The sequence below is a fragment of the Sphingobacterium prati genome, assembly GCF_013167215.1.
Taxonomy (GTDB): domain Bacteria; phylum Bacteroidota; class Bacteroidia; order Sphingobacteriales; family Sphingobacteriaceae; genus Sphingobacterium; species Sphingobacterium prati.
Genome location: NZ_JABJWY010000016.1, coordinates 318,381 through 336,882 on the forward strand (window position 1 = coordinate 318,381; position 18,502 = coordinate 336,882).

An 18,502-nucleotide genomic window follows, 5' to 3' on the forward strand; every position below is an offset into this window, starting at 1 on the left:
TGCCATGAAAATCATCATTAAACTTATACTTTTAATCTTTGGCTCCAGCTATCTTTTTAGCGGTTGTCAAAAAGATAGCTATGCCGAAAATGGATCGGTTGACATCTCGTTGAGTACGTCTTACGAAAGTGAAACCTATGCCAATAAATTGCCGTTGGGGGATATTACTTTAAATCTCTATACCCTGAAAGGGAAGCTGTTGATGACGGTGAAATCGGATGAACATGGTGTAATAAAATTTGTGGATCTGGCGCCGAATACCTATAATGTTCAGGTCGTGAAAAAATTCAGTGCGGCAGAATTTAATCAGCTGACCGGACAGCGTGAAGACAGTGAGGTTACCTTTAGTTCGGTGATCCGCCGGATCGAAGTCGTCAAAGGGTCAGCGGCGACACATTGGGATCTTTCTCTCCTGACCGGTAATGGTAATGAGGAAGGCTTGGTTATCAAGCAGATTTATTACGCAGGTTCAGACGCCAATCAAGGCGCTAGTTTTAGGGATCAATTTATCGAAATTTATAACAATTCCGATAAGGTCCGCTATGCGGACAGTCTCTATATAGCCGAAGCTTTTGGTACGACAAATGCGAGTACGACCTATGTATACCAGCCCAATAGTGGACAGTATGATTGGAGCAAGTCGTATCGTATGCCACAGGATATTGACGCCAATAATGATTATGTCTACGCTCATCTGATCATCCAGCTTCCGGGCAGTGGAAAAGACTATCCAATTCTGCCGGGCGAGAGTATTGTTGTTGCCTCAACAGCAGCCAATCATCAGTCGCCCTATATAGGAGCTGATGGGGTTGCGATCTCCGTAAAGAATCCGAGCCTCACCATTGACCTCAGCAAGGCAGATTTTGAAGCTTATTATGTACCCTATCTTGGAAGTACCAAACCTTTGGCATCCGACATCGATAATCCAAATGTTCCCAATATAAGCCTGATCAACCGGGGTAATGGTGCTGACATGATTATGAATCAGGCAGGCCAACGCAGCTGGATCATCTTCCGTGATCAAAATATGGGGCCGGTAATCGATTGGAAGGGCTTTATGCCGCCTTATGCTGATGGGCGGGAAAATTTGGGGACAGATTACCTCCAGATTCCAATAGTTAATATTTTGGATGGCGTGGAAATTCAGTCCTCAACCTCTACACAATATCCGAAACGATTTACGGCAAAAATCGATGCTGGATCTATCGCGGTAGACGGAGGTGCGCGTTCCTCAAATTCAGTTATTAGGAAAACAAAAGAGATTATCAATGGACGAAGAATACTGGAAGATTCTAATAACTCAAGTGATGATTTTGTGTCAATGAAGGCAAATCCAAAGGGATTTATTGATTAAGCGAAGAAAAATGAAAAATTATATTCAAGTTACCTTATGCCTATTTGTTGGGGCGCTGTCCCAACTTCCGGCCAAAGCGATAGCAAGACAAGATACCATACCCTATATTCAATATATTGACCAGGATAGCATGCAATTGCGTTTACGACAGTATGCTGTCGATAACCCGATGTGGCTGGAAAAGAAGGTGCCGCAGCGTTACAGTTTGATTCGTATGGGATACAATTCCACCTCGGGTGATTATCACCGTGCCCAGGACGCACAGCGGGCAAATACGCTGAATTTTAGTTCAGAGGGAGCCGTCACCATAAAGGATGTGCGCTTATGGGGGCGTTTCAATTATACGCGATCTGTCGAGGATAGTACGCGGTTTGCCCATCAGACCAGAGAAAACACCTCTTCACCCTGGTATTTTGGTTCCTACGGTTACAATCATTATGAACGAACAACCTATCGTATCCAGACGCGGGGTCAACGATATTTTGCAGACAGAAAATACGCTGTCTTTGGGGGATTCGATTACCAGGTAGCAAATCATTTTAGCAATAATGACCCGAGAGGTAGCATCCGCGTAGCACAACTTAACGGTACAGTGGGCGGTAGTATGCGTGTAGTCAAAAACGTTGATATTGGTGTCGAAGGGAAGTATGGTTATGGACAGGAGGACTTTGAAATAGCTTATAAAAATGGAAATACGGCCACAAGCGCTGTGGAGTCGCCCTACATGAACTATATTATCAGAGGATACGGTTGGAAGGTCAGTGACTGGCTCCTAGAGCAGAAGATGTTCTATCAGAATGACATGAAGCGCTTTGGTGGTAAGATTTACTTCTCATGGAATTCTTCAATAGGGGACTTTTATGGCAATGCAGCTTATTTGCGTGAAGAACAGAAGTATCGACAAACACTGCGCAACGAGTCTCGCATCAATGAACTCAGTCAGTATAATTTAAATCGTTTAGACTACAATTTAGTATGGCAGCTGTCCAAAGGAATTCATTCTTATATGGCATCGCTTGATTTGTCCAGCACACGTGGAAAGGATCGAGTAACGGAGAGTGGCAACGCACAGAATTATGTTTACCAGAATGATAATGGCGCATTGAATTTATCTTATATGCTAGCGAAGAAGAAGTGGCGACACTATTACGGCGGGAAAATTAGTGTATTCAATGAAATCAGAAGGGATGGCGGCACTGGCACAAGTCTGGACTACGATCATTTAAACTATCAACTCCATGGAGCATGGACCTATATAACCGCTACGAATCAAGAAATAGAAGTTGGTCTCACAGGTTCCCTTCGCCAAAATATAGGTACATCCTGGTCGCTACCACGAATCAATGAAAATGTATTTCATCAATATGTTTTTTATCATGATGTCCTTTACAATCGTGCAAATTTATATGGAGGAAAAGTAAAATTGGGTTTCAAACAGCGCTTAAGAAAGGGAAATTTCATTCACTTGATCGCAGACTACAATTATCAAAAAGCAGGACGTATATCTGATCTGGATCGCGTTAATCTAGCCCCTATCGGGACCACCCGGAAACAAGTGAATTTAATGGTAGCATATGGATTTTAAAAGGCTGACCTTGATGAAAAAGAATACACTGATTATTATCGTAATCCTTATTGCACCTTTGTTGATTTCGGCGTTTGCAAATCGTGCTGAGGAGCAGGAAGATCTACAGGTATTGCGCCAACGCTACAGTAGCGGACGCCAGGAACTATGGCCCAAACCACATATCGACTCAGCTGTGAGACCTGGTTTTATGGATCTCGGGGTATTGCCCGAGGTAAGCTATCCGGCTGATAATCCTTATAGCAAGGAAAAATCACTGCTCGGAAAGTTATTGTTTTTTGACCCCAGACTTTCGGCATCGAAGCAAATCTCCTGCGCAAGCTGTCATGATCCACAATTGGGATTTGGAGATGGGAAAAGCCTAGCGCATGGGCATGGAAGGCGAGAGGGGAAAAGAAATGCGATGACGCTTTACAACGTCGCATTTTACAAATCTTTTATGTGGGACGGCCGTGCTAAGAGCCTGGAAGATCAGGTCTTGTTGCCGACACAGGACCATTTGGAAATGAATACACCGTTGGATACTTTAATAGCACATGTAAAAGCTGTGCCCGGCTATGCGGCATACTTCGAACAGGCTTTTGGAGATAAAGAGGTTACGCTGCTCCGAATACAACAGGCACTTGCCACCTTTGAACGTGGTATCGTAAGCTATCCGACAAAATTTGACCGATTTGTGCGGGGGCAGGCCGATGCACTGAACGATCAGGAACTTACCGGACTACATTTGTTTCGTACAAAGGCACGTTGTATAAATTGCCACAATACACCTTTGTTCTCGGATAATCTTTTTCATAATGATGGACAGACACTGTACGGAAGCAAACAGCAGGATTTTGGCCACTACCATCTCACAGGAGATCAAAAAGATATTGGCGCATTCCGTACACCATCGCTACGAAATATAGCACTGACAGGACCCTGGATGCATCATGGTAACTTTCCAACGTTGCGCGATGTAGTCGAACTCTATAATCTGGGCAATCCCGCACCTATACAAAGGCATGTGAAAATTGATGAAAAGACAAGACCTATACATTCACCGTTGTTAAAAAGATTGAATTTATCGCGACAAGAAGTTGATGCTGTGATCGCTTTTCTACAGGCTTTAAGTACATCAACGCAACGCCGGATTGCTATGCCAGAACTTCCGGAATAAAAGGTCAAAATCAGCGTGTCAATATACGTGCTGATATGAAGTTTTTCAACAATAGTGCTACTGGAATTTGCTGATCGTTCATTGGTCGAGCCAATGAACGATATTAAGCAAAAATTGTGCATTTTGGTGAGCAGAAGGATGATTCATTCCCCTTTTTTCACTTTTGATGCCATGGAGCTGTGCCGAAAAAGGAGCACCGTCCCCGAATATCACCATTTTTCCTTTCCCAAACCGAAGATAAGCACCATTTGCAAATCCTTTGCCCGATATCCGGGGGGTATAATCTGGAATGGGCCTTTTTATCTGATTAGCATCGCTTGGAAGATAAATCTCATATTCTTCGTTCAACAATGAAATAATATGTGCGGTTGCTGGGACTGTAAATCCCGTACCGCCCCAGCACATTATACTGTCTATTTCTTTACCTGATCCAGCTGTGATTTCATTGGGCAAAAGTGTTTTGCTATCTCTTGAAAAAATTTCAGGCTGCCCATCTTTGCGTAGTGCAAAGCCATTAATAACATGAATGCCGAATACGGCGGCAAGAGCTTGTATAGAACCACCACAGGGCATGTGATCTGTGACCAGAAATAAGTTTCCGCCGTCAAATACCCATTGACGAAGGAGATCGATTTCCTTATCAGTAAAAGCAGAACGAGCCGGTAGGCTCCAGTTTTCTGGATCATATAGCGCATTTACACTGATGAATATTTTTGCAGCCTTCAATCCCTCAAAACTAATTTTCTCTTTGGTACTCCGGAGGTTATACCCGTCCGCTTGCAAGAGGTCAGAAAAGGCCGCATAAGTTCCTCGTAAAGTAACTGGATTGTTGTGTGCTTCGTCAAACAGGAGCAGAGGCCCATTACCGACCCGATGGTGCGGCTCGGTGATGGGATAATGAAACTCTTCGTCTGCCACCTGTTGGGCGCTTAGTTGAGCTATACCCAGTAGCAGAATAGATAAGCAGGCAATAATTCTGTTCATATTATTTTTCTTGAATAGGATTATTAATCAGCCCTCAGCCAAAGATCTTTTTCAAAGCATATCATCTGCTCCACCTTTCCATTAGAAACAGAAAATGTCAAAGGAAAGGTACCATCTTCGTTGAGAAAGAAAAGTTCCGAGCGTGGGCTAAATGAAACTGTTTTGTTGTCCCACAATTGTTTAAGGGTAATGCCTTGTGCCGAAGGTTCTATGGTAATTTTTAAATTGTTGTCGGTGGCCATTAGGTAAGTTCCGGAAAGCTGTTTCAGTTGAGATGCGGTCAGACTCGCAATTTTATTGGGGTCAAACGGTACACGTTCACATACAATTCTTCCCAGGATCTTGGCTTGGCTAAAATCTCCAGCGCTATTTTTTAAGAACTCTATCGCATAGCCTTCGTTTTTGGATTCAAAATGCGTATCATCTTTACGGACGAGCTGATATCTTTTTTTCTGATCCCATAGCTGTGTAGCATGTAGCGCATTATCTTGCTCGTCGAAAGCAATGAAAGCTACTTTATTGGGGAGCTGGTAGTAGCCCTGAAATGTTTTCAGAGAAGTCTGATTTTGCTGGTGGGAGGCACTTGGGGAGCTGGTCTGCGCAAACGTATCATAGGAAGCTAAAAAGCAACATGCTCCCACTAGTAGACCGAAGGTTGCTTTAGAAATTTGGCGTATTGTTTTCGAGCGAACGCCTGGTTTAATTTGTTGTATCATAATTTTTTTTGTTGATATGATACAAGAATAGCTCATTTAGATAGGCTAAACGTCCGAATGGATGCAATCGAACAAACTCCACTTTCCCTCCTTAAGTTTATTTTTTACCATGGACTTTCATATATTCTGTCGGCGTAATTCCGGTAGCCTTTTTAAAGCTGTTATAAAAAGTTGTTCTTGAATTGAAGCCTGCACTTATCGCAATCCCAAACATATCGAGGCGCTTTGACTCTGCCGATAATAGCAGCGTTTTGGCTTCCTCCGTACGGAGCTCATTGATAAATTGGTAGAAGTTTTTTCTCAATCCATTGTTTATAATATAGGAAAGATCATGCGGATTGATGCCGATATGGTCCGCGAGGGACGAGAGTGTTAATCCCGGATCGAGATATAGCTTTTCAGCCGATGTTTTCTGTAATAGTTTCTCTTTTAATGTGTCTACCTGTTGTTCTGTCAACCGCTCTTCGCTTTTAATTTTCTTTGTTTTATCACTTTCATCAATCAGATTATCGGTGGATTCAACAGTATATATTGACCGCTGTGTTAAAGTTGCGTACCCAAGTGCCACTGTACCCATAAAATATAGGAATGGTGCAACGGAGTTAAAGGCGAAATGAGCCAACGCCAGTAAACGGACAACGATCATAAATAATAGGGCGATCAATAGGTATTTCAACCAGATCATGTTGATCTTCTCCGTATAAGAAGATAACTGTCGAATGTTACTCTGATGTGTTTTAAAGAGCCTGTAACAGGCAAGCCAGTAAAAGATACATTGTGCAAAGAAGAAATATGTAATGGCAAATATGATCCACTGCGGTAATTGAGGCGGATGGATGTGACTATTAAAAAGCCCGGGTATCAAGTAAATAACAGAAAGAAGCAGAAAAGCCAGGAAAGGAACAAAATGTAAACCCCAGTACCGAATCGGTGTCGTCGGTTTGACCATGTAATGAACCGCAAGATAAAAGCAGGGGAGGGTGGCCCAGCGGGGTAGTTCAAGGACATGGATCAACGCTTCGTTGTCGATATGAAAACCTTCGAGAAAGAGCTGGGTAAATAAACATGCCAACAGAAAATAATATGTGCCCAGCCATCGGTCAGCCTGCAGACCTGTTTTGTTGACCCCCATAAAGATTAAAGTCCCGAGCAACCAAAGTGCACCAGCTGAAAAAGCGTGAAAAGTATAGAGTATGTTGACCATGGTTTATATTAACCTATCTTTGTACTGTGAATTTAAATATAATTAATCAAAAGGAGCTACATCATCCAGATCGGCACACCAATCCAGCCGTTTATAAACAGTAGTGCAACCAGGTAGCATAAAAAGAAATTACAGAGCGCTAAGGGCAGACGCAACCATCTCGGGGTTAGTTGAAACCAACGCTTATAGAGGAGCAAACTACTGACGATAACTAATATTGCAAATAAGAGCATCCCCAGGAAAATGGAAAAACTTGTTGCATTACAAGAAGTAAACAGCTCCTTGTGACTGGCGTCTGTCAATCCCATGAGACGATAGGCCGCAATAAAACAACAGGTTCCTACTGTTGGCAATAAAGGAATGCCGAGGTCCATCAGGTTCATTTTTCGAAAAAGTGTAAGCACTATTCCCACCAGACTAAAGATCATATAAATCGAAATGGCACAAAAACCTAGATAGATAGGGATTTTCTGTACGAGTATGGAAACCCAGGGAACTTTTCGATAGAAGCTATTGCCATATCCCTGAAAGAAAGGTTGGCCATTGGAATCTTTGGCTAATACAAAGGAAGGAATAATATCCTCTTTTGCGCGGAATATGCCATTGCCGATGTGGATCAGTGAATCCACCTGTCCGTTCTCTTTTTTGACGAGGAGTCGATCTCTGCTGATCTCCCTTAATTCAATACCGCCAAATATCCGCCTATAGAATTCCCAACGGTCATTTTTGGGATTCATAAATTGGTAGTAACCTAATAGCGGTTTTATTTTTTGTTCATCTATCGGTAAGCTGGTCAGTTTTGGTGCCGAGATCTTTTTAGTTAGAAAGTCTTCGATTGCTTGCGATATTGGCCACATATTGACTACACTGTTCGCTGCTATCGCATAAGCTATACCAGCTTCACGATTAAAAAATAGCCAGGATACAAAACCTTCCCCTTTGCCGTTGTGGCCTCGCAGGCTAACCTTTTTATTATTCGGGAATAGATCATTTCCCAGGGCATAGCCAGTCTGTAATCCCGCCTGGCTGGCTAAGGTGCTGTGGATAGTCTCCATCTCATTTAGATTGGCATTATTTAGTAGTGTGCTGTCAGCACTGCCATTGAGCAGATAAAGCATGAATTTAGCCATATCATGGGCATTTGATACCAGTGCACTTCCAGCTCCGTTGCTACCTGGCTGATAGAATGGCATTGGCCTGAATTTACCATCTTGAAAATCATAACCTATGGCGAAGTTAGGCCTACGTGCTCCATTACGATCAAATAAGCTATTACTCATATTCAGTGGTGAAAAAATCTGCTCTTGTAGATACTTATCCCAAGGCATGTCCGTCACTTTTTCAATGATATAACCGAGTAGATTGTAACCCGGGTTGGAGTAGGACATCATCGTTCCTGGCTTCCAGCGGACGGTTAGTGAATTGCTGACAGCTTTGACCGCTTCGATACCAAGTAATGGTTTTTCACCGATATTTACCATACTGTTGAGCTGTACATCATCAAATCCAGCGGTGTGCTCCAAAAGGTGAACCAGCCTTACCGGGTCTGTATCTTCCCAACGATTGTTAAAAGGTATTTCGGGCGCTATATCACGAATGCGGTCGCTGAGTTTAAGCCTTCCCTTGGCGACTAATTGCTGGATCCCCATCGCTACGAAAAATTTGGTGACGGAGGCAAAGTGAAATTGGGTGAACTGATCTACGGGACGGTGTTTCTGAAGGTCAGCATAGCCCAGTCCACCTGAATAAAGAATACTATCATTTTTAACAATCGCGACCATCAGACCCGGGATATTTTCCTTTTGTATAACGGTTTCGAGCTGTTTATGCAGTTGGGCTATGGTGGTATTGGAATTTGTTTTGGAGTTTACCTGTGCTGCTACCGTAAAATAACTTACCGCAATGAGTATTGCGATATAGAAGGTTTTTAAGTTGATCATAAGCTTTTTCTTTTCTGCAAATTAGCAATGATCTTTCCTGAACCTGTCCGTCTCCATCCAGACGGATTGATGAATTAGCGCAAATCATCACCAAAGACATCAATAGCCGTATTATGCCCTTCTACAATGCTTGTAAAGCAGACTGTTCACCGCTTCTTAACGATTCCCGCAATTGTATTCTCGTAGGTCGCGATCCTTGATCATGAATATCTTATATCCTATAACATTATGGCTATATAAAACGACGTTATTTTAAAAATGAGCTGTTACAATTCAATCGGTTGGTGGGTTATTTTTTCTCTTCCTAGCGGAGGAATATAAAAAATATTGTTTTTTACTATTTAGATTAATTAAAAACAATACATTTGCAAAAAAACTACCGATGAAACTGAAAACTGCTAAACGTTGGTTCAACTGGCACAAATGGACAAGCCTGATCTGTACCATTTTCCTGTTATACCTCTGTGTGACAGGACTGCCGCTAATCTTTCATGAAGAGATCGAGCATCTTTTGGAAGAAAATAAAGAAGCGGTCGCTACACCACAGAAATTGAGCTTAGATAAGCTTGCGCAGATTGCAGAATCCAAGTATCCCAACGAAAAGGTACGGTATGCCTTCTGGGATGAAAATGAAAAGAACAAAATCCTTTTTGATGTTGCAGATAGACCTGATGCACCCTATGAAAAAAGCAAATATCTGGTTTTGAAAGAGTATACAGGAGAAATTTTGGGTGCGCCAAAAACGGATGGACTTATGCATATCATTCTTAAACTCCATACAGATATGTTTTTGGGGATTCCCGGTAAATTGTTCTTGGGAGTAATGGGGATACTATTTATGATTTCCATTATCTCGGGGATCGTCTTATACGGTCCGATCATGAAAAAATATGATTTTGGCATGGTCCGGAAGAACAAGTCCAAAAGGCTTCAATGGTTGGATACGCATAATTTATTGGGTATCGCCTTGACGGCCTGGATGGTTGTGGTAGGGTTTACAGGAGTGATTAATACGCTATCGGACGTTATCCTAGGGCTCTGGCAGCAAGGGCAGCTTGCCGAAATGACTGCCCCTTATAAGAATCAGCAACCCCTAACGGGCAATTTCAGTTCACTGGAGGAAGCTAAGAAGGCGGCGGAACGTACCATCACGGATATGAAGGTGTCGGTTATTGCTTATCCGGGTACGCCATTTACGAGTAAACATCATTACGCAGTCTTCATGCGAGGAAACACAGAACTAACATCCAAGCTGCTGAAGCCCGTATTGATTGACGCCAAAAGCGGATCGGTGACGGATACGCGTGAAATGCCTTGGTACGTCAATACCCTTTTTCTTTCTGAACCGCTTCACTTCGGAAATTATGGTGGTCCAATTCTAAAAATTGTATGGGCTGTTTTTGATGTTTTTACCATTATCGTTCTTATTACAGGGCTATACCTATGGTTAGCTAGACGTCGAGCGGAGAAACAACAGCAGCTACTCATCACTAAAGAACCCTTATCATGAAAAAATCTTTCCAAAAGCTTTGGGGGATGCCCATCCTGCTGGCCTTGTTGTCTCTTTTTGGACTTATTGCCGCGTTGTTAGGAGAGGGGTTATGGGATTGGTTAGGCTGGTTCGCGCTATCGGTCCCTTTATTCCTTGTTATCAAACATTATTACAACTAAATTTACTATAACCATGAAGAAGTTAATACTAAGTGCTTCTGTATTATCAAGTATTACCGCCTTTGGGCAACAAAAGGATTCTGTTAAAACACAGCGGATTGATCAGGTGATCATCGATGCATACATCAAAAAAGACGGTGTATCAACGAATAAAATGCCGCTCAGGGCAATTGAAAATCCTCAGGTCTATTCATCTATTGATCGGGTAGCGCTAGAAAATCAACTTATATTTACGGTGGACGATGCCTACCGGAATGTCACTGGTTTACAAAAGATGTGGAATGCAACCGGACGTGCCGGTGACGGTGGGGCCTTTGTCAATCTGCGGGGCTTTATTTCGAACAATTCCCTTCGAAATGGGCTAGTTGCACCTGTGAGTGGTACGGTTGATGCTGTCAATATTGAAAAAATAGAGGTGCTGAAAGGACCTTCTGCGACTTTGTACGGAAGTAATGTGACTTCTTATGGCGGTGTGATCAATCGGGTTACAAAAAAACCATATGACAGCTTAGCCGCTAATGTACTGCTGTCGGCTGGGAGCTATAATTTTTACCGGGCACAGGCCGATGTCAATGCGCCTTTGACAAAGGACAAAAGTGTCTTGTTCCGTGTGAATACCGCTTATACCACAGAAGGAAATTTCCAGAATTCGAAAGTGCACAACAACTATTTTGCAATTACGCCCAGTCTGAGCTGGAAGGTCAACGATAAAGTGGATGTGAACGTCGAATATGAGCTATTTGATAATAAAGCGCAAGCTGAACAGAACTTTTTTCTCATGGGACCACTTTCACAATTTGGTTATTCGGGTATAAAAGATCTGGAGAATGCGGGCCTCGATTATAAAAAATCTTATGTGGGATCGGGGCTTTATAATAAGGGACGTACCAATAATCTTTTTGGACAGGTCAATTATAAGATCAATGAACATATCCGATCATCGACAGCTGTCAACAGTGCCCACAGTTACTCCAATGGCTTTAATCCCTATTTCTACATCACCACAAAATCTTATGGTGCCGACGCGAACGACAAGGAGGTCGGTCTGTATAGAGGAGATCAATCCACCGAAGACAGCAAACAGCGTTACCTGCAAGTGCAGCAAAACTTCAACTTCGATTTCCATATCGCTGGCATGCGCAACCGCACAGTTGTCGGCGGGGACTACCTGCGTACGCGTAATGATCAGTTCTTCTATTTTGGGGTAATTGATTTTGTCCCTTTTACAGGTGACATGGATTATACAAATTTTAATGCCGATTATGTAACGAAGTACTATAATTCGATTCGCAATACGCCCGCTTGGGATGGCTCGATATGGCCATTGAAAAATAAATCGAATACCTATAGTGCTTATGTCTCCAATGTTATTACTCCGATCGCCGGGCTCAATATCATGACGGCGATGCGGTATGAAAGTATTCAGTTTAAAGGAGGGGTAAAGGGGGCCAATGAGACACCAGCGTATACACAGAGCGCTTGGTCGCCGAAATTGGGGCTGGTGTATGAACTTATTAAAGATAAGCTCTCTGTATTTGGTAACTACCAGAACAGTTTCATGAGTAACGGGTATTTTGTTTCCGACACGGCTTCTAATCTTTCACTTTCTGATCCGGAGAAAGCAAATCAATTGGAGGGCGGATTTAAGGCAGATTTGTGGCATGGAAAAGTCAATGCTACCGTCAATTACTATAATATTGATGTAAAAAATACGCTCCAGACCATCGGCTATACAACACAGGGAAGAGCAGTGGAACAGCAAATGGGGAAACGAAACAGCCGTGGGGTTGAACTTGAAGTCAATGCCTATCTCGTCAAGGGGTTTTCATTGATCGCGGGACTGAGTTACAATGACTCCAAATTTACAGAAACAACCGATGCCACTGTCTTAGGTAAAAGGCCGAATACGGCGTCTTCACCCTGGTTGGCAAACTTCAACGCGACCTATCAGTTCGTCGATGGTAACCTAAAAGGACTAGGCTTGGGCTTGGGCGGAAACTACGCCAGTGCCAATAAGATTATTAATACAACGGTTGGAACTTTTGAATTGCCCCAATATTTTGTCTTAAATGCCAATGCATTTTACGATAAACGGAAATTTAGAATTGGGCTGAAAGCGGACAACTTGACCAATGAGCACTATTGGATCGGCTATACCACGGCAAATGCACAGCGTTTGCTGAATGTGGTCGGAAGCTTTAGCTATAAATTTTAATCTATTTCTGTCGCATACAAAAGGCCTCAGTTTATAAGAACTGAGGCCTTTTGTATATTTTTCTATTCAATCATCGCGATACGTTTAATGCCAACAAATTTATTCATATTATCCTGAACAAATGGTTGAATTCATGTCAAGACGAATATATTTTTTAACAAATTACAGGCTTGATTTTTTTAATAAGGAATAAAATACTGCGCATAATTTGCTTTGTACAAAAGATCATTCCTATATTTATAGCTCTACTTACGCAAAACTAACAATAAGAGTCGTATTGAAAATGAATTCTGATCTACAGATTTGGCAGAAGTTTCAGGTTGGACATGAGGCGTCGTTCAAAATTCTTTTTGAACGATACAACCAGCTTTTATTCAATTATGGCTTTAAGTTTACTCAGGACGAATCAATTATTGAAGACAGTATACAGGAGCTATTTGTTAAGTTGTGGTGCAACCGAGACAATTTAAGTATCGATGTTATTGTTAAGAATTATCTGTATCAAGCTTTTCGCCGCGTATTAGTACGAAAAATAGAACAATCGGCCCGTCGGATAAGCATTGCTAACTCTTCTATTGATTATCTGCCATTTACTATTGAGCTTCCGCATGACCTCAGTATGATTCGTCAGGAACGTGCTATGGAAATTCGGGATAAGCTCGATCAGGCCCTGCAGCAGATGACTGCCCGTCAGCGTGAAATTATACATCTACGTTTTTTTGAAGAATTGTCCTACACTGATATAGCGGAAATTATGGGATTGTCCACCAAAGATACCTATAAACTGTTTTACCGTGCGCTAGACAGTTTGAAAAAACACTTTGGTAGGTTCGGTCTTTTGGTTTTACTCTATTTACTGCAGCAACTACGCCCCCATTAAATCCGAATTCCACAGCAAGTTTCTTCACTATTTAAAATAACCCATTGTAAACCATCATAAGCGATGCATGCATTGTTTTTATGATGATTTGAATGGTATTTACTTTTTTTTGAAAAAAATAAAATTTGTTGGGGTAAAATTTAAAATAAAGGTGTTTATAATAAGAAAGAAACATGAACTCTCGGTTATCAAAATATAAAGATTATAAGGCAGTAGATTTTTTTGCCGATGAGGACTTTGTTACGTCCAGTCATTTAGATGGTACTTTTCAGCGGGATTTTTGGTCTGAACTTGTTGACCAATATCCCAATTTATTGGCTGAAATGGAAACAGCCCGCGTGTGGGTATTATTGATTAAAGGCCAGCAACAGGTCCAAAGCAGTTTGAGTACTAATCAACGCTGGGAGAATATTCAGGCTCAAATTCCGCGTTATGAAAAGCAACAGCAGCAGAGGCTATTTATCCATAGAACATTACGATGGTCAGCATCGGCGGCGGCACTGTTGCTTTTGGGAATGTTGATCTATGAAATCAATCAATTCGGAACGAAGGAAACAAATACGGCTTTTGGGGAAAGACGTGAACTTGCACTTCCAGATTCTTCTATCATCAAATTAAACAGCAATTCTAGCTTGTCCTATGTACGTAACTGGAAAACGGATAAACCGAGGGAAGTTTGGCTCGAGGGAGAGGGTATGTTTGAGGTAAAGCATACTGCCATCAAAAATCGTTTGCGTGAAAATGACCTCTTTGTGGTGCATGTAGGGGATCTCTCATTGACGGTTCTTGGAACTAAATTTAACGTAAAAGATCGACGTGGACGTATTGAAGTGTCCTTGTTTGAAGGTAGTGTCCGGATTCAGAGCGAAAATGGACTCAATCGTATTCTAGCGCCTGGAGAGACTTTTATTTATGATGAATCTGCAAAAGCTGATCAGACAGTCAAAAGTGATACAGACAAAGCCATGGCTTGGACCCATGGTGAGCTTAGCATCGAACATAGCAACTTAGCCAATATTGTAAGTGTATTGGAAGATAATTATGGTTATCAGGTGGTGGTTCAGGACTCGGCATTGCTCAATAAACGATTTACAGGTGTGATACCGGTAAAAGGAATTGATGATATCCTCTTCGTGATCAAGCACACGATGAATGTAGCTATTGAAGTGAAAAACAAACAAATAATAATAAAACCTAACTAGAAACTAACACTAATCAATCAAAATTTATGAAAACTAAACTTCTTGTGCCTCTTGTCTGCCTGATGAGCACTACAGGTAGCTTTGCACAAAAAAGGGCCAGTCTCAGCCAGGCTCTTAGTGAGGTAACTCGAATTTATGGGACCAAATTTTCCTATGAAGAGGGGCTCATCCGCGATGCTTTTGTGAACAGTGACATGATTCCAAAAAACAAAAGGCTTCCGGTAGAAACAGTATTAAAGGAATTGCTTTATCCCAATAATTATCTTTTCCTATACGTACAAAACAATTATTTTACGATTATTCGCGACAGCCGTGGCAAAAAAGACAATGATGGCGATGATCGTTTTTGGAAAATCATCTCCGGTAGCGTAAAAGATAATAAAGGCACACCATTGGTTGGGGTGACTGTCATGTCTGATGGTCATGCTACACGTACCGGTGTGACATCAAGCAGCGACGGTAGTTATACACTTCGACTGACTGATCCTGCGGATGCGCTAATTTTCTCGTACATGGGTATGGAGCCACAGCGTCGCGTAATCGGAAGCAGTAACCAGATCAATGTGACAATGGAGCAGGTTGTCAATGTGTTGGATGATGTTGAAGTGGTGTCGATGGGGTACACGAAGATTCCTAAAGACAGAGCTACGGGGGCATTTGGAACAGTAACAGCGAAACAAATTCAGGAAACACCGGCTATCAATGTGATGGAGCGTATACAGGGGCTAGTACCGGGCATGTATGTAGATCCGAGAACAAATAAGATAGAGATACGCGGGATAAACAGTTATGGTACTGGCGGCGCACCCAGAGATCCGCTTATCGTGATTGATGGATTTCCAATGGCCGAAAATGACGACAACCGTTTTACGTTGACGAATAAAGGGAATACCCAGAGTTCGGGTGGTGCAATCCTAAGTAGGATCAACCCGAATGATATCGAAAGTATCACGGTATTGAAGGACGCCGCGGCTTCTTCCATTTGGGGTGCAAAGGCTGCAAATGGGGTAATTGTCATCGAAACAAAAAAAGGTCGGAATACTCCTCCTTCAATCAATTTCAGTACCTCGTTGAGCATCGCATCGCCAGCTGATCTCAACAAAATGGACCGGATGTCTTCAGCGCAATATATTGACTTTGAAAAGCAATTAGTTGATGAGGGCGTTATTGGAGATAATATCGAAAAAAATAGCTGGGATCCTTTCAATACAAGTAGGCCAAATTCCGAATCAATGGAGTGGATCTTCCGGGAAAAACGTGGTACTGCGACGGTAGAGGAACGAGATGCAGCACTTGAAAAGCTCGCCGCAACTGACAATAGGCAGCAAATCAAAGATTATTTATTGCAAAACGCAACTTCACAACAGCACAATCTATCTCTTTCAGGAGGCGCAAATAAGAGTACTTATTTTGTGTCGGCAAATTATAGCAAGGATGTCCCGGTATTCCGCGCAAATAAGGCCGAAAGTTTCAACCTCACAACTAACCTAACTAACATGATGTTTAACGATCGCGTGAGGTTGGCTACAGGTATTAACTACAATTATGGTAATTCCATTGGAAATTCAGCAGCAATCAATGCCTTATCTTCAAATATTAGTTCAGGCGGTCTTCTTCCTTATGACCTGTTGAAAGATGAAAACGGAAATAACATACGCCGCTATATTCAATTTAGACCTGAGGTTTCCCAGGATTTTGAAAATAAAGGTTACCTGGACTGGGCTTATAATCCTATTGAAGAACTTTCTGCTGCTAATTATAATGATCAGTCTCATGCTATACGCATGCATATGGACGTCAATACCAAGCTGACGAGCTGGGCAGATCTCTCGGTCATGGGGCAATGGCAGCGGCAATTGAACAATACGGAAAATATTGATGGTGTAAATAGTTATGGCCAGCGTAATCAGATTAACATTGGTACTACGTTCAACGACAATGGTAATTATGTTTATGGTTATCCATTGGGTGGAAGGTTAGGCATAAGCAATTATAATGGCTCGCAATATGTGTTCCGAACCCAACTGAATATCGATAAAGCGTTTGGTCAATCTTCGCAGCATAATCTTAATTTCCTTGCCGGGGCCGAATGGAAGCAGAATAGCCGCCGTTCTTCAAGTGATGCTTACTTGGGATTTATCGAGGATACCTATTCTTATGCCGTTATAAATCCAAGAGGAAGTTATAACACCATCTATGGCTGGGATAATTATTTTAGCTCCAATGGGTCTATTGCCAAAAATAGGGACCGGGCGCTTTCCTACTATTCCAATGCTGCATTTTCGGCTTTTAACGGCAAATATGTGCTTTCGGGTAGTATACGTTTCGACGATTTTACGTTGGTTGGGGCGTCGCGGGGCGAACGCGGAAAGCCACTATGGTCTATCGGCGGAAAATGGGATGCCAAGAAGGAAAAATTCTTAAAGGATGCAACTTGGGCTGATGCGCTCGGTTTACGGTTGACCTATGGCGTGAACGGAATATTACCTAAAAGTGTTGGCCGAGTTGTGGTCATAAATACCAGTACCGACAATATCTCAAATGAAGTCACAGCGGACATCGCCTATCCGGCCAATAAGCAGATTACTTGGGAAAAGGTGAAATCATTGAATGTGGGCTTAGACTACGCAATTTGGAACAACCGTCTTCAGCTAAATGTAGATTATTACACCAAGAAATCTTCCGATATTGTTTATTCGTTCCCTTTTAATGGCACCTATGGCTGGACTCTTCTTCAATTCAACAGTGCTACCCTGGAAGGACATGGTATTGACATTGGGCTTAGAGCAGCTTGGCTTCAATCTACGGTTAAATGGAATACCTTATTTAATTTTGGCTATAATACCAATAAGGTTACAGATTCCAGATTCACCGATCCTGTAAACGTAATAAATTATACCAATGCATCAACACCTATCTTAGGTCATCCGACAGATTATTTATATGCGTACCGTTGGGCGGGATTGGATAATCAGGGACGTTCACAGGTCTATAAGAAGAATGGGGATATCGTCAATGCTGATGCTCCTGCAAACGCGCTCGTGGCGGAAGATTTGGTTGAAATGGGAAGAACTACCCCACCTTATGTCGGAGGTCTCTTTAATACATTCTCCTTTAAAGATTTTACACTGGGTGTTCGTGTAACATACGAAATGGGGCATGTGTTGAGACGGTTATCCGTACAGAACTATCCGGACTATGCAGGATATTCTGGCGCAATAGGAATGCAGTCCGATCTGGCAAAGAGATGGCGCCAACCTGGAGATGAAGCTTTCACAAACGTACCCGGACTAAGTACGCAAGGTTACCAGTACAATAGTCTGTCCCGGTATGCTAATTCGGATGCTTTGGTCATCAGTGGTAGCAATATCCGTCTGCAACAGATTGACCTTGGCTATAATTTTCCGTTCAAAACCTTGGAACATACCCCGTTTAAATCGGTTAATGTAAATGCCAGTGTGAGAAATTTAGGGCTTATATGGCGCAAAAATAAAGATGGTGTAGACCCGAGTTACAGAACGTTGAATAGTTATTCAAATCTTCCGCCGTCGCCGACCTATTTTTTAAGTCTTAATGTTTCCTTTTAATAATC

At 42.2% G+C, this 18,502-nt stretch carries 13 protein-coding genes; 9 read left to right on the forward strand and 4 right to left on the reverse strand.

The features are described from left to right. Positions 1 to 4 precede the first annotated feature (4 nt). From HPC41_RS05060 to HPC41_RS05070, 3 genes are read left to right on the forward strand one after another with little or no spacing between them, the layout of a single operon-like run. On the forward strand, positions 5 to 1,354 hold the full coding sequence (locus HPC41_RS05060) for a DUF4876 domain-containing protein (protein WP_172392916.1): 1,350 nt from the start codon (positions 5 to 7) through the stop codon (positions 1,352 to 1,354). Positions 1,355 to 1,364: 10 nt separating this feature from the next. Beyond that, complete coding sequence (locus tag HPC41_RS05065) at positions 1,365 to 2,939, forward strand: DUF6850 family outer membrane beta-barrel protein (protein WP_172392918.1); 1,575 nt, start codon at positions 1,365 to 1,367, stop codon at positions 2,937 to 2,939. Between the two features lie 13 nt (positions 2,940 to 2,952). Beyond that, on the forward strand, positions 2,953 to 4,098 hold the full coding sequence (locus HPC41_RS05070; protein ID WP_172392920.1) for a cytochrome-c peroxidase: 1,146 nt from the start codon (positions 2,953 to 2,955) through the stop codon (positions 4,096 to 4,098). A gap of 78 nt (positions 4,099 to 4,176) precedes the next feature. Here the strand turns inward: HPC41_RS05070 and HPC41_RS05075 are convergent, their stop codons facing one another. The 4 genes from HPC41_RS05075 to HPC41_RS05090 form a co-directional block, all read right to left on the reverse strand. After that, the gene (locus HPC41_RS05075) at positions 4,177 to 5,082 is read right to left on the reverse strand and encodes a hypothetical protein (RefSeq protein ID WP_172392922.1); all 906 of its coding nucleotides are present in this window, start codon (positions 5,080 to 5,082) and stop codon (positions 4,177 to 4,179) included. A 23-nt stretch (positions 5,083 to 5,105) separates the two neighbouring features. Next, positions 5,106 to 5,798, reverse strand: a complete 693-nt coding sequence (locus tag HPC41_RS05080) for a hypothetical protein (protein ID WP_172392924.1) — start codon at positions 5,796 to 5,798, stop codon at positions 5,106 to 5,108. 97 nt (positions 5,799 to 5,895) lie between these two features. Then, positions 5,896 to 7,002, reverse strand: coding sequence for an AraC family transcriptional regulator (locus tag HPC41_RS05085; protein ID WP_172392926.1), 1,107 nt, complete (start codon positions 7,000 to 7,002; stop codon positions 5,896 to 5,898). Positions 7,003 to 7,058: 56 nt separating this feature from the next. Next, positions 7,059 to 8,942: a serine hydrolase domain-containing protein gene (locus HPC41_RS05090; protein WP_172392928.1), complete on the reverse strand. Its 1,884-nt coding sequence runs from the start codon at positions 8,940 to 8,942 to the stop codon at positions 7,059 to 7,061. Between the two features lie 382 nt (positions 8,943 to 9,324). On the opposite strand from HPC41_RS05090, the gene HPC41_RS05095 reads away from it, so the two are divergent. From HPC41_RS05095 to HPC41_RS05120, 6 genes are all read left to right on the forward strand, one after another. Continuing rightward, complete coding sequence (locus HPC41_RS05095; RefSeq protein WP_172392929.1) at positions 9,325 to 10,452, forward strand: PepSY-associated TM helix domain-containing protein; 1,128 nt, start codon at positions 9,325 to 9,327, stop codon at positions 10,450 to 10,452. Further along, positions 10,449 to 10,613, forward strand: coding sequence for a hypothetical protein (locus HPC41_RS05100; protein ID WP_172392931.1), 165 nt, complete (start codon positions 10,449 to 10,451; stop codon positions 10,611 to 10,613). The genes HPC41_RS05095 and HPC41_RS05100 overlap by 4 nt, the downstream gene beginning before the upstream one ends. Positions 10,614 to 10,626: 13 nt before the next feature. After that, entirely contained in the window at positions 10,627 to 12,828 is a 2,202-nt protein-coding gene (locus HPC41_RS05105; RefSeq protein WP_172392933.1) for a TonB-dependent siderophore receptor, read from the forward strand. Between the two features lie 283 nt (positions 12,829 to 13,111). Next, entirely contained in the window at positions 13,112 to 13,708 is a 597-nt protein-coding gene (locus HPC41_RS05110) for an RNA polymerase sigma factor (RefSeq protein WP_172392935.1), read from the forward strand. 173 nt (positions 13,709 to 13,881) lie between these two features. After that, positions 13,882 to 14,910, forward strand: a complete 1,029-nt coding sequence (locus tag HPC41_RS05115) for a FecR family protein (RefSeq protein WP_172392937.1) — start codon at positions 13,882 to 13,884, stop codon at positions 14,908 to 14,910. A gap of 26 nt (positions 14,911 to 14,936) precedes the next feature. Further along, complete coding sequence (locus HPC41_RS05120; protein WP_172392938.1) at positions 14,937 to 18,497, forward strand: SusC/RagA family TonB-linked outer membrane protein; 3,561 nt, start codon at positions 14,937 to 14,939, stop codon at positions 18,495 to 18,497. Positions 18,498 to 18,502: the final 5 nt, after the last annotated feature.